This window comes from Pelagovum pacificum (assembly GCF_016134045.1).
Taxonomy (GTDB): Bacteria; Pseudomonadota; Alphaproteobacteria; order Rhodobacterales; family Rhodobacteraceae; genus Oceanicola; species Oceanicola pacificus_A.
The window spans coordinates 3400747-3414144 of sequence record NZ_CP065915.1; the positions used below are offsets into that span (position 1 = coordinate 3400747).

10 protein-coding genes are annotated in these 13398 nt (G+C 66.9%); 4 read left to right on the plus strand and 6 right to left on the minus strand.

All coding sequences use genetic code 11. From position 1 onward, the window contains the following. Positions 1–2: 2 nt before the first annotated feature. Together I8N54_RS16665 and lysA are read right to left on the minus strand one after the other, a co-directional pair. On the minus strand, positions 3–2612 hold the full coding sequence (locus tag I8N54_RS16665; protein ID WP_140196512.1) for a TIGR02302 family protein: 2610 nt from the start codon (positions 2610–2612) through the stop codon (positions 3–5). A 74-nt stretch (positions 2613–2686) separates the two neighbouring features. Beyond that, a complete protein-coding gene (lysA, locus tag I8N54_RS16670; RefSeq protein WP_140196514.1) occupies positions 2687–3952 on the minus strand; it encodes a diaminopimelate decarboxylase in 1266 nt (421 codons plus the stop codon). Positions 3953–4107: 155 nt separating this feature from the next. Between lysA and I8N54_RS16675 the strand changes: the two genes are divergently transcribed. Beyond that, positions 4108–5127 carry a YeiH family protein gene (locus I8N54_RS16675; RefSeq protein ID WP_197097643.1) on the plus strand — a complete coding sequence of 340 codons (1020 nt, stop codon included), beginning with the start codon at positions 4108–4110 and terminating at the stop codon, positions 5125–5127. After that, on the plus strand, positions 5124–5990 hold the full coding sequence (locus tag I8N54_RS16680; RefSeq protein WP_140196518.1) for a LysR substrate-binding domain-containing protein: 867 nt from the start codon (positions 5124–5126) through the stop codon (positions 5988–5990). Before I8N54_RS16675 ends, I8N54_RS16680 begins: the two co-directional genes overlap by 4 nt. Before the next feature lie 6 nt (positions 5991–5996). Here the strand turns inward: I8N54_RS16680 and I8N54_RS16685 are convergent, their stop codons facing one another. Beyond that, complete coding sequence (locus I8N54_RS16685) at positions 5997–6311, minus strand: DUF2834 domain-containing protein (protein ID WP_140196520.1); 315 nt, start codon at positions 6309–6311, stop codon at positions 5997–5999. A gap of 113 nt (positions 6312–6424) precedes the next feature. Then, positions 6425–7813: an argininosuccinate lyase gene (argH, locus tag I8N54_RS16690; protein WP_140196522.1), complete on the minus strand. Its 1389-nt coding sequence runs from the start codon at positions 7811–7813 to the stop codon at positions 6425–6427. Between the two features lie 257 nt (positions 7814–8070). Here argH and I8N54_RS16695 point away from each other — a divergent pair, with 257 nt between their 5' ends. Beyond that, entirely contained in the window at positions 8071–8526 is a 456-nt protein-coding gene (locus tag I8N54_RS16695) for a TlpA family protein disulfide reductase (RefSeq protein WP_231592728.1), read from the plus strand. Between the two features lie 23 nt (positions 8527–8549). Here the strand turns inward: I8N54_RS16695 and I8N54_RS16700 are convergent, their stop codons facing one another. Continuing rightward, positions 8550–9119, minus strand: coding sequence for a YqgE/AlgH family protein (locus I8N54_RS16700; RefSeq protein WP_140196524.1), 570 nt, complete (start codon positions 9117–9119; stop codon positions 8550–8552). A 104-nt stretch (positions 9120–9223) separates the two neighbouring features. On the opposite strand from I8N54_RS16700, the gene I8N54_RS16705 reads away from it, so the two are divergent. Further along, entirely contained in the window at positions 9224–10015 is a 792-nt protein-coding gene (locus tag I8N54_RS16705; RefSeq protein WP_140196526.1) for a protein-disulfide reductase DsbD domain-containing protein, read from the plus strand. On the opposite strand, the gene I8N54_RS16710 is transcribed toward I8N54_RS16705, so the two are convergent. Then, entirely contained in the window at positions 10012–13395 is a 3384-nt protein-coding gene (locus tag I8N54_RS16710) for an efflux RND transporter permease subunit (RefSeq protein ID WP_140196528.1), read from the minus strand. The two genes, I8N54_RS16705 and I8N54_RS16710, sit on opposite strands and share 4 nt — an antisense overlap. Positions 13396–13398: the final 3 nt, after the last annotated feature.

A 13398-nucleotide genomic window follows, 5' to 3' on the forward strand; every position in this document is an offset into this window, starting at 1 on the left:
CGTCAGAACCGGTCCAGCAGGCGCTCGAGGTAGTCGCGTTCGACCTCGGGCCGAAGCTGATCGGACGAGCGGCGGCGCAGTTCTTCCAACAGTTCTTCCGCGCGACGATAGATGTCCTCGCCCTGAAGCAGGTTCTCATCGGTGCCGTAGCGCCCGGTGTCGCCAAGCTGCCGGCCAAGCGGATCCCGGCGCTGCGGCTCGACGCGTCCGGTGGCGTTCTCACCGTCCGCCTGCCCCTGACCGGGCTGCTGGTCCTGCTGGTTCTCTGCAAGCGCGTCGCCGAGGTTGCGAATGCCCTCGCGCAGCGCATCCATCGCTTCGGCCTGCCGGTCGATGGCTTCTGGGATATCGCCGTTCTCCAGCGCATCCTCGGCCCCGTCCATCGCCTCACCCGCCCGGTCGAGCGAGCGGCGCGCCTCGTCAGCGGCATCACCGCCGAGGTTCGGCAGATTGCCCTGCTGGCGGTTCAGTTCCTCGCGTAGCGCGCGCTGACGCTCGGCGAGTGACATCTCGCCACCTTCGCCGTTCTCGCCGCCGGTTCGACCGTCCTGGGCGTCGCCGCCCTGACCCATGCCTTCGCCCTGCTGCTCACCCTGCTGGCCCTGTCCGTTTTCGGCCTGCTGTCCGGGTTGCTCGCCATCCTGCGGCTGACCCTGCTGCCCTTGCTGGCCCTGGCCGAACTGTTCCTGCAGATCGCGGAACGCCTCGTCGGAGAGGCCCTGCTGGTCGCGCAGCGTCTCGGACAGATCCTGCATCGATTGCTGGCCCTGACCCTGCTGGCCGGGCTCGCCCTCGGTGACCTGCATGTTCTCCATCAGCTGGTTGAGCTGATCCATCAGCTCCTGGGCCTCGGCCATGCGGCCTTCTTCCATGAGCTCCTGGATCCGGTCCATCAGCGCCTGAAGTTCGTCCTGCGAGAATTCAAAAGTTTCCTGCGCCTGCTGGTCGGGCTGGTCGGTGCCGTCCTCGCCGTTCTGGGCCTGCTGCTGTTCGGCGAGCATCCGGGTGTAATCGTCGACCGCCTCGCGCAGCTCCTGCATGAGCTCCTGGATTTCCTCTTCGGAGGCACCGTTGCGCATGGCTTCGGCGAGGCGTTCCTGCGCGCGGCGTAGTCGTTCGCGCGCATCGGCGAGCGAGCCGTCCTCAAGCTGAACGGCCAGGTCCCAGAGCGCCTCGGCGATCTCGTCCTGGCTTTCGGTCGTCATCCCCTCGCGCACGGCGCTGTCGAGCTGCCGGGTGATGTAGTTGAGGCGAAGATAGCTGGTTTCCGAGCGGATGATGTCGCCGGGCCGGTTGGCGACCGCCTTCAACAGGTCGGACACGCGGCTGGCGTTCTCCTTGGACCAGAGCAGGTCGCGCCGCAGTTCGATCACCGCTTTCGCGACCGGCTGGAAGAAGCGACGACCCGGAAGCGACATCGCGTTCGGCTCGGACACGCCGGTCTGCTCCAGCCCGTCCTGAACCTCCATCGTGATGGTCACGGGCAGGTTAGCGAAGGGATGCTGCGAAAAATCGTCGATCATCGCCTCGTCGAAATCGGCGCGGTCGCCGGAGAACGGCATAGGCAGATCGACGATCAGCGGATCGCGCGGCTCCGGCTCCACCGACAGGCCATAGATGCGGTCGATCGCTTCGAGGTCGAGCTCGATGATCGCCCGGCCGGAGGAAACCGCGTAATCGTCGCTCGCGTGAAATGGCAGGGACATCTCACCGTAGGCCTCGACATCGGGCGGGCCGGTGATCTCGACCGTCGGGGCGGCGTCCTGCTGGACGGTGATGTCCCAGCTCGCACCGCCATCACCGTCGATGGTGATGCTGCCGTTCTGCGCGACGTCGAACCCCTGCTCGCGCATCCCGATTTCGGTCGCGGCCGGTGCCTCGGGCTCGTCGGTCTCAACTGGCGGCGGAGGAGTGCCCGAAACGCTCTCGCTGACGCTCAGCGCATCGGCGTCACCATAGAGGCGAAGCGTGACTCTCGCGCCTTCGGTCACGGCGACGGAGCCGGGCTCGATGTCGTTGAGGTATAGCGTCGGCTTGCCGGTGTAGGACGGCGGTTCGATCCAGCCTTCCCAGACCGGCCCGGTGGAGAGCACGCGATCCCCACCACCCGGCGTCATGTCGGCGACGGAGCCGACACGCAGGATGGAGCCGAACAACAGCGCGGCGACGAAGACCAGCAGCGCCATGTAACGCAGGCCGTAGGGGTCGCGGGAGGAGACGCGCAGGTCCGGCTGCACCGCCCTGGCGGCTTTCGAGCGTTCCTGCATCCGCGCGACGTGGGCCCGCCAGACGCCTTCGGACCCCGAATCGCCCGATCCGATGGCTTGAGTGTCGGCGAGCGCGGAAATCGGACGGCCCGGCATCGCCGCATCCACGCGTTCCAACGCATCGACCTTGGACGGCCAGCGGAACCGCCGCGCGCCCTGCCAGAGCGTCACGAGAAGCGCGATCACCGCGACGATGCCAATGCCCCAGAACAGCTCCAGCGGCATCCGTTCGTGCCAGCCCATCATCAGCGGCGCGAGCACGAGGAACAGCACCGTCCACGTCGGCCAGAAGGCACGGGTTACGCGCTCGGCGACGAGTCCGGCACGCGTCAGCGCGACGGGCAGCCTCAGGTGGCGGAGGTCCTTGAGAAGATCGGTCAGTGCGCTGCTCCCCGGGGTTCGGTCTCAGCGTAGAGACTTCAGAGCCACTCTGGAATGCTATCGCGGGCGATCATCTCTTCATAGGTCGGGCGTTGGCGAATAACCGCGAATTGATCGCCGTTGACCAGCACTTCGGGGATCAACGGGCGCGAATTGTACTCGCTCGACATGACCGCGCCGTAGGCCCCGGCGGAGCGGAAGGCGACGATGTCTCCTGCCGAGAGCGGCGGCATCGGGCGGGCCCTGGCGAAGGTGTCACCGCTTTCGCAGATCGGGCCGACGATGTCATAGGGCTGCGATTGTGTCCCGGCTGCCGGTTCGATGAGCGGCACGATGTCGTGCCAGGCGTCGTACATTGCGGGCCGGATCAGGTCGTTCATCGCCGAATCGAGGATCAGGAAGTCGCGCCCCTCGCCCGATTTCACGTAGATCACCGAGGACAGGAGGATCCCGGCGTTGCCGGCGACAAGGCGGCCCGGTTCGATCTCGATCTCGCAGCCAAGGTGGCCGACGGTCCGTTCGATCAGTGCGCCGTAGTCGGTCGGCAGCGGCGGGACCTCGTTGCTGCGCGTGTAGGGAATGCCAAGCCCTCCGCCGAGGTCGAGCCGCTCGATCGTGTGTCCGTCTGCGCGGAGCGCCTCCGTCAGCTCGGCCACCTTGCGGTAGGCCTGTTCGAACGGGGCGAGCTCGACCAGCTGAGACCCGATATGGACGTCGATCCCGACGGCCTTCAGACCGGGAAGCTGGGCGATCTCGGCATAGACCTCGCGGGCACGCGCGATCGGAATGCCAAACTTGTTCTCGCTCTTGCCAGTGGCGATCTTGGCGTGTGTCCTGGCGTCGACGTCGGGGTTCACGCGCACGGTCACTGGCACTTCGACCCCCAGTTCGGCGGCGACTTCGGACAGCGCCAGCATCTCTGGCTCGCTCTCGAGGTTCACCTGCCGGATGCCGCCTTCGAGCACCATCCGCATCTCTTCGCGCGTCTTGCCGACGCCCGAGAAGACAATCCGCTCCCCCGGAACGCCGGCAGCCTTCGCCCGGGCGTATTCCCCGCCCGACACGACGTCCATGCCTGCCCCGGCATCGCCGAGCAGCTTGAGGATCGCGACGTTCGACAGCGCCTTCACAGCGTAGCAGACGAGGTGCGGCATCGAAGAAAGCGCCTCGTCGAACAGGCGATAGTGTCGAAGCAGGGTGGCGGACGAATAGACATAGGCCGGGGTGCCGACCTGCGCCGCGATCTCGCGGAGCGGCACGTCCTCGGCGAAGAGCTCGCCGTCACGGTATAGAAAATGGTCCATCTGGTCCCCGACGCCTTGTTCGGAAACGCTCTTACAGGTCGAGCGCGCGGGCGGAAAGTGACGGACTGATCCGGATTGATCGGCTTTACTGATCAAAACGTACTTTATGATGAATTGGATTGTGCAGCAAAGGGCGCCTACCTATGGGACTGGCAATGTCGGGCATTCCCATGAACATCACGACTATCCGTAGACCTTCGATCTGGTTCGGTCTGCTGCTGACGGCGACCATCGCCTGCGGTGCCTTCGCCCTGCGGCAGCTGCCGGGTATCGGCGTGCTGTCGCCGCTGATCCTGTCGATTCTGATCGGCATGGCGATCCACAACAGCGTCGGCACGCCGTCGATCGCGCGGCCGGGCGTGACCTTCAGCCTGAAGCGCCTCCTGCGGCTGGGGATCATCCTTCTTGGCCTTCAGCTGACCGTGTCGCAGGTCATCGCGGTGGGTTGGACGGGATTGGGTATCATCGTCGTGACCCTCTCCTCGACGTTCCTGTTCACCAAGTGGCTCGGTCATCGGCTCGGTTTGCCGCGGCAGCTGACGGAGCTGATCGCAGCCGGGACCTCGATCTGCGGTGCATCGGCGATCATCGCGACCAACACAGTCACCCGCGCGAGGGATGAGCATGTCGCCTACGCCGTTGCCTGTGTCACCGTCTTCGGCTCGCTGTCGATGGTGTGCCTGCCGCTTCTCGGAGGCGCGCTCGACATGGGCCCGAAGGCCTATGGGCTCTGGACCGGCGCTTCGATCCACGAGGTCGCGCAGGTCGTCGCCGCGTCCTTCCAGCAGGGCGACGAGGCCGGCCAGTTCGGCACGGTCGCCAAGCTGACGCGCGTGATGATGCTCGCCCCGATGGTCTTGTTGCTCGGCGCCCTCGCGGCGCGGCGCGGCGATCGGAGCGGTGGAGGCGCACCGATCCCGTGGTTCGTCTTCGGCTTCATCGCGATGGTCGGCGTGGCATCCACCGGCCTGCTGCCCGAGGCCCTGACGCCATGGACCAACGGGCTGACGCAATTCCTGCTGGCGATGGCGCTCGCAGCAATGGGGCTCGAAACGGACCTGCGCAAGCTGGCGGCGGAAGGCCTGCGGCCCGCACTGCTTGGCGCGGCATCGTGGATTTTCATCTCGGGCGTCGGGCTGGGGCTGATTCTGCTGACGGGGGCCGGCGCTCCGTGACTCTCGAACAGCTTCGTATCTTCCTCGCCGTCGCGGAGCGGGAGCATGTCACCCGCGCCGCCGAGTCCCTGAACCTGACGCAGAGCGCCGTAAGCGCGGCGATCTCCGCGCTTGAGGCCCGGCACGGCGTCAAGCTGTTCGACCGGATCGGGCGGCGCATCTTCCTGACCGACGCCGGGCGCGGCTTCATCGGAGAGGCCCGCGCCGTGCTCGGCCGTGCCGCGCTGGCGGCAAGGATGCTGGAGGACACGGCGGAACTCGCACGCGGACACCTGCGCATCGCGGCGAGCCAGACGGTTGCGAACGACTGGCTCCCGGCGCGGCTTGCCCGGTATCGCAAGAGCTACCCGGGGATCGAGTTGCACGTCCGAATCGGCAATTCGGTCTCGGCGGCCACGGCAGTTTCACGACTGGAAGCCGACCTCGCGGTGATCGAGGATCATGCCGGGGACGAAACGCTCGAAGAGACGCTTCTGACCAAGGACGCGATGCAGCTGGTCGTCGCGGCCGACAGCGACGGTGCCGCGCTTGCCGATCCGCTGGCGGCCGACTGGGTGCTGCGGGAGACAGGCTCCGGCACCCGCGCAGTGTTCGACGCCTGGCTTGCCGGGCGCGGGGTCGACGCCGATGCGCTGCGAAACCCGCTGATCCTGCCGTCGAACGAAGCCGTCCGCGCCGCTGTCGAAGCGGGCGCCGGGGCGTCGATCCTGTCGGAGATGGTGGTCGGCCGCTCGATAGACGCTGGCCTGATCCGCGCCCTGCCCGCCGAGCTGCCGCACCGACACTTCCGCCTGCTGCGTCACCGGGAACGCCCCTTCACCCGCGCGGAAGCGGCCTTCGCCGCCCTCGCGTCGGATGGCTGAGCAGCCTCAGACCGGGCGAGTCCGCAGAAACAGGTAGAGCGGGAAACCGCAGCTGACCCCGATGCAGAATGTCGCGGGGATCGCGAGCAGTGCCGACCAGTTGCGACGAACGAAGGTCTCCGCAAGGATCCAGACCACCAGCGTCGTGCCCGCGATCATCAGGTCCCATGCCATGCCCTCGACCGCCGGGTTGGCGACCCAGAGGTCCAGCATCCCGACAAAGCTCGCCCCCTCGCTGCGGAGGTAGGTGACGAAGAAGTACATCGGGTGCACCGTGCCCCAGATGGCGAGCGCGAGGTAGATGATCCTGAGCGGCGACACCTAGAGCGCCCCGATCCGGCCCGGTTCCGGACCCGTGCCGCCGGCAGGACGCTCCGGCTCGCCATCGGCGCCGCAGGCGGCCAGCAGGACCAGAGCGATCACCGCGAAAAATCTCACGACAACGCCTCCTGCCACAGCTTCACCTGCTCGCGAACCCGCGCGGGCGCGGTGCCGCCAAAACTCATGCGGGAGGCGACGGAGTTCTCGACGCCGAGCACGTCGAACACGCCCTCGGTGATGCCGGAATGCTCGGCCTGCATCTCCTCCAGCGAGAGGTCCGGCAGGTCGCAGCCCTTCCCCTCGGCCAGTGCGACGAGCGCGCCGGTGACATGGTGCGCCTCGCGGAACGGCAGGCCCAACTCACGCACCAGCCAGTCGGCGAGGTCGGTCGCGGTGGAGAAGCCGGAGGCAGCGGCCCTGCGCAGGGACTCCCGGTTGGCCTCCATGTCGGCAACCATTCCGCCCATGGCACGCAGGGCCAGCAGCAGGTTGTCGGCGGCGTCGAAGACCTGCTCCTTGTCCTCCTGCATGTCCTTGGAATAGGTCAGCGGCAGCCCCTTCATCACGATCGTCAGCGCGACCTGCGCGCCGAAGATGCGGCCGATCTTGGCGCGCAGAAGCTCCGCCGCGTCGGGGTTCTTCTTCTGCGGCATGATCGAGGAGCCCGTCGTCCAGCGATCCGACAGCGTGACGAAGCGGAACTGCGCGGAGGACCAGATCACCAGCTCTTCGGCGAGGCGCGACAGGTGCATCGCGCAGATCGACGCGAAGCTGAGGAATTCGAGTGCGAAGTCCCGGTCCGACACGGCGTCGAGCGAGTTGGCACAGGGCGCGTCGAAGCCGAGCGCCTCCGCCGTCATGTGGCGGTCGATCGGGAACGACGTCCCGGCCAGCGCGGCGGCCCCGAGCGGCGACTGGTTCATCCGCCGCCGACCGTCACGCAGCCGCGACAGATCGCGCGAGAACATTTCGACATAGGCGAGCATGTGGTGGCCCCATGTCACCGGCTGCGCGGTCTGCAGGTGCGTGAAGCCCGGCATCACCCAGTCGGCACCGGCATCGGCCTGCGCGACCAGAGCCTTCATGAGCGCTTCGAGCACACCCTCCGTCTCGTCGTACTGGTCCCGCACCCAGAGCCGGAAGTCTGTCGCGACCTGATCGTTGCGGGACCGTCCCGTGTGCAGCCGCTTGGCCGGCTCGCCGATCAACGCGGTCAGCCGGGATTCCACGTTCATGTGGATGTCCTCGAGCGCGGTGGAGAATTCGAAGGTCCCCGCCTCGATCTCTGACAAGACGGTGAGCAGCCCTTTCCGGATCGCCTCGGCATCGTTATCCGTCAGGATGCCTGTCGCTGCCAGCATGGCGGCATGGGCCCTCGAACCGGCGATGTCCTGCGCCGCCATCCGTTGGTCGAACCCGATCGAGGCGTTGATCGCTTCCATGATCTGGTCCAGACCTCCGGCGAAGCGGCCGCCCCACATGGCGTTCGAGGTATCGGTCATGATCAGGAGGACCCCGCGATGAAAATTGGTTCCGGGCCGATGTATACGCAGCCCCGCGCCGTTGCAATTCACGGAGTCCAGCCATGAAGTCCGCCCGTATCGCCGCCGCCGTCGGTCTTGTCGCCATCCTCTCGGGCGCCGCGATCTGGGCGATGACGACCCGCCTGGATCCGGAGCCCGTCGCGGTCGCACCTGCCGAAAGCAGCTCGCTGCGCGTGGCCGAAAGCAACGGAGAGACGCCCGCCGCGTCCGGTGACATGCGCAAGCTTGTGATGCACGACACGCCGCAGCCGGTGCCGCTCGACGTGACGTTCGAGACGGTAGATGGCAGCGAAGGCACGCTCGGCGACTACACCGGCAAGGTCACGCTGGTGAATTTCTGGGCCACATGGTGCGTCCCCTGCCGCGACGAGATGCCGGCGCTGTCGCAACTCCAGTCCGACCTCGGCGGCGACGACTTCGAGGTCGTGACCATCGCGAGCGGCCGCAACCCGCCCCCGGCGATGGAGAAATTCTTCGAGGAGATCGGAGTCGATAACCTCCCCCTTCACCGCGATCCGACACAGGCCCTCGCCCGGGAGATGGGCGTGCTGGGCCTCCCGATCACCGTGATCGTCGACCGGGAAGGCAACGAACTCGGCCGCCTTCAGGGCGGCGCGGACTGGGCGTCCGAGGACGCGAAAGCCGTGGTAGAAGGGGTTATCGGCGGATAGGGGCTCCGGCAGGGCCGCCCGGATCAGGCGTGGCCCGCATCCCCGGACAGCAGCAGCGGATCGACACCAAGCGACTTCAGCGCTGCCGTCCATTTGTGCTCGTTCGCGCGCCCGAAGATCAGGTCGTCGCGCGGCTCGCAGGTCAGCCAGCCGTTCTGGCCGATCTCGTCCTCGAGCTGCCCCGGCCCCCACCCCGCATAGCCGAGCGCGAGGAGAGAGCTTCGCGGACCGCGCCCCTGCGCGAGTTCCTCCAGCACGTCGAGCGTCGCGGTCAGGCCGACTTCTTCGTCGACGGCGAGCGTCGCCCCATCCGAATCGTAGTCTGCCGAGTGCAGCACGAACCCGCGCGACCCTTCGACCGGACCACCGTAGTAAATGCGGATGTCACGCGTGTCGGGGCCCGACGTGATCTCGAGCTGTTCGAGAAGGTCGCTGAACTTCACCTCGGGCGTGGGCTTGTTGACGATGAGCCCCATCGCGCCGTCATCGGAATGGGCGCAGATGTAGACGAGGGCCTGATCGAAGCGCGGGTCGCCCATATCGGGCATCGCGATCAGCATCTTGCCGGAGAGCGTGTCGGGTTGTTCTATCATGGTCCCAAAATGTGTCGCCCTGCCGCCACTGGCAAGGGTGGCTCTCGTCCGCTCTCTCCGCAACGTGACTTCCCATCCGGTCGGCGGACCATATTCTCCGCCGCATGCTACGTGCCCTGACGCTCGCCTGCGGCCTCCTCGCCGCCGCCCCGCTTCCCCTCGCCGCCGAGGTGCCCGACGGAGTCGTCTCCGTGCGGTTGCTGCCCGGCTGGCGCACCGACACCGGCACGCACATGGCCGGCCTCGAGATCCAGCTCGCGCCGGGCTGGAAGACCTATTGGCGTGCGCCCGGTGACGCGGGGATCCCGCCGAGTTTCCAGTGGTCGGACGTCGACAACGTCTCCGCGATGAACCTCCACTGGCCGGTGCCTGAAGTGCATCACATCAACGGGATGCGCTCGATCGGCTACACCGGGACCGTGGTCATCCCGATAGAATTCACCGTCGGCAGCACCGGCGTCGCCCATATCGGCGGCAACGTGGAGCTCGGCGTCTGCTCGGACATCTGCATGCCGGTCGAGGTCCCCATTTCCGCCGATCTCCCCGTCGGCGGCACTCGCGAGCCGGTCATCATCGCCGCGCTCACCGACCGGCCGCTGTCGGGGGCGGAAGCCGGGGTGCGGTCGGCGAACTGCAATCTCTCCACCAGGAGCGGTGACATGGTCCTGCGGGCAGAGATCCGGATGCCGCCCGCCGGCAATGGGGAGGAAGTCGTGATCGAGTCGGGATCGCCCTCGCTCTGGGTCGGGGATCCGATGGTGACCCGCTCCGGTGACAGCCTGATCGCCGAAGCGCCGATCGCGCCAATGAACGGCGACGGGATCGCGCTGAACCGCTCCGCGGTGCGTATCTCCGTCTTCTCCGGGACGCGCGCGGTCGAGATCGACGGCTGCTAGACTGGCCTGCGCCGCATCGCCCAGGCCAGCGCACCAACCAGATAGACCAGCAGCAACATCAACATCACCACGGCGAGGAACAGCGCCAGCATCATTGCCGTGCCTGTCACCTCGAACGGCAGGACGGCCTGTACCTGGGACAGCGGCGCGCCGGTGACGAGGACCGGTGCCAGCGTCACGCCGAAGACGGCGAGCGCGCCGACAGCCGCCACGGCCGTGGGCCAGCGCACTGCTCCCGTCCTGGACCGCAGCGCCCGCCGGGCCGAGGCGGTCTGCTTGGACACGTCCTGCTGAATCGCCAGCAGCGCGGGCACCACCATCAGCACCAGCACCATCCCGAAGCCCAGCCCGTAGACCAGCGTCACGACTGTCGGCATCAGGAACTGCGCCTGGCTCGACGTCTCGTACATCAGAGGCGCGAGGCCAAGAACGGTAGTCAGCGTCGTCAGCAGCACGGGCCGCAGCCGGTCGGCCGCGCCATCGATGATCGCCGGGATCAGGCCGCGTTCCTCGGCATATTCGTCGATGGTCGATACCAGCACGATCGAGTCGTTGATGATGATCCCGATCATCCCGATCAGCCCGACGATGGAGAACATGCTCATCGGCATGTCCCAGAGGTAGTGCCCCCAGACCGCGCCGATCAGCCCGAAGGGGATGATCGCCATGACGACCACGGGCCGCGTCCAGCTCGAGAAGATCCATGACAGGGTGAGGTAGATGCCGAGCAGCACCAGAACCGTGCCGTTGCCGGCGTCGGAGAGGAAGTCACGCTCCTGCTCGGCGAGGCCGGAGAGGTTCGTGTCGATCCCGTAGTCCGACTCGATCTGCGGCAGGATGTCGTCGTTGACCAACTGCATGATTTCCGCCGCACGGTCGGCATCGTCGTCCGTAAGATCACCGTTGACGGAGATCAGCATCACACCGTTCTCGCGCCGGAGGGTGGAAAAGCCCGTCCGGCTCTGCACCGTCACGATGTCGGACAGGGGCAGGTAGACGCCGTTGTCCGACCGCATCAGCGTCCGGTCGAGGAAATCCGCCGTCAGCTCTTCCTCCGGCAGCTCGACACGGATCGTGGCGGAGCGCACGCCGTCAGGATAGCTCGCCGCCTCGATGCCGCCGAGGCGGTTGCGCAGCACGTTCCCGATCCCGTCGATAGAGTATCCGAGCGCCTGTCCCCGCGGCGTGAGGCTGAGAACCAGCTCTTCCTTGTCATAGGCGAGGTTATCCTCGACGGCCGTCACTTCGGGGAATTTCAGCAGTTCGCCCTTCAGCGCCTCGGCGGCCTGCTTCAGCGTGTCGGCATCCGCGCCGGACAGCTGGATGTCGAGGTCGTCGCCACCCGGACCGGAGCCCCAGGACCGGAAGCTGACCGTTTCGGCCATCGGGTGCTGCACGACGGCATCCTGAAGGTCGGACACGAAGGCGAAGCTCGAATAGGGCCGCAGGTCGGCCTCGATGAGTTCGATGGAGATGGAGCCCAGCTGGTCGGGGTCCTTCGTGTCCGCCCCCGACAGTCCGCGACCGGCGTTGCCGCCGACTTCGGCAATGACGTAGTCGACCGGGTTGCGGCCGTATTCCTCTTCGTATTGCGCGCCGAGGTCGGCGACCGCGCGCTGCATCTCCTGCATCATCTCGAACGTGTCGTCGCGCGTGGCGCCCGGCAGCATCGCGAAGTTGCCGGACACGGACCCCTGCTCGGGCGAGGAGAAGAAGCGCCATTGAACGTCACCTCGGATCAGCAGGGCCGCCTGGCTGGCGAGCAGCAGCACGACGAGCGCGATGACCGGGTATCGGGCCCAGACGACGCCGGCCATGAAGGGCCGGAAGATCGTCCGGCGGAACCAGAGGAACCCCCGGTTCACCACGCGCGAGGGAATATCGTACCAGTGCCCCGCAGCGGCGGAGGCGACCGAGTGACTCATGTGATTGGGTAGGATCACGAAGCACTCGACTAGGCTGGCCATCAGCACGACGATCACCGTGAAGGGAATGTCGGCGATCATCTCGCCGAAACGCCCCCCGATAGCGGTCAGCCCGAAGAAAGCTATGACCGTCGTGATGGTCGAGGAGAAGACCGGCAGGAACATTCGCTTGGCCGCGTTCTCTGCCGCGTCGACCGGGTTCTCGCCGAGCCGCCGGTGCCGGAAATCGGTGTGCTCGCCCACCACGATGGCGTCGTCCACCACGATGCCGAGCGTGATGATCAGCGCGAAGAGCGAGATCATGTTCAGCGTAAGCCCCGCCATGTGCATCAGCGCGATGGCAGCCAGCATCGACACGGGGATGCCCGCTGCCACCCAGAACGCGGTCCTGGCATTCAGGAACAGGAACAGCAGCAGCACCACGAGGCCGAGGCCGGTGAGCCCGTTGTCGAGCAGGATGTTGAGACGACCGGTAATCATCTCCGCCCGCGTGCGGATCAGCTCGATCGACACGCCTTCGGGCAGGCTCGCCTGAAACTCGCGCGCGGTCTCTTCGACCTGTGCCTGCAACTTGATCGCATCGCCGAGCTCGGAGCGGCTGACGCTGATCGTGACGGCGGGATCATCGCCGACGAAGTAGGCGCGTTCGCGATCGACACCTTCGACATAAACGTTGGCCACGTCGCCGACGGTCAGCTCGCTCCGGTCGTCGTTGGAGCGCAGGACCACGCTTTCGATCTCTTCGGCCGAGCGTTTCTCGACACCCGTGCGCACCCGAGCGGCGCCGGCGACTTCACCGGCAGGTGCCGTGTCGGCTTCCGATGCGATGGCGTCGGCGATCTCGGCCATGGTCACGTCATGCTCGACAAGGGACAGCGACGAGACCTGCACGATGGTCGAGGGCGCCGCGACGCCCTGGATCGAGGTCTGTGTCACACCGTCCTGAAACAGGCGGAGCACGAATTCATCGGCAAAGCGGGCGAGCTGGTCGATGCCGACCGGGCCGCGGATCACGACGTCGGTCACGCTGTCGGTCCAGCCGCCGGATCGGACCTGCGGATCGTCCGCGGCCTCGGGGAGGTTGGACACGCTGTCGACCGCGTCCTGCACGTCCTTCGCCGCAACCTCCATGTCCCAGCCCGGCTCGAACTCCAGCTGGATGCGGGCACTGCCTTCGGACGAGCGCGCTGAACTGTCGGCGACGCCCTGCACGGCAAGAAGCGTCGGCGACATGACCTGAACGATCGCGCGGTCGACATCCTCCGCTCCGGCCCCGTCCCACGAGACGGACACGGAAACGCTGTCGACCACGACGTCCGGGAAGAACTGCGCCCGCATGCGCGGCACGGCCATCAGGCCCGCGACGATCATCAGAACGAGGACGAGGTTCGCCGCCGTCCGGTGCCGTGTGAAATAGCCGAGGATGCCGCCGCCACTCTTGCCCGATGCCGCCATAGT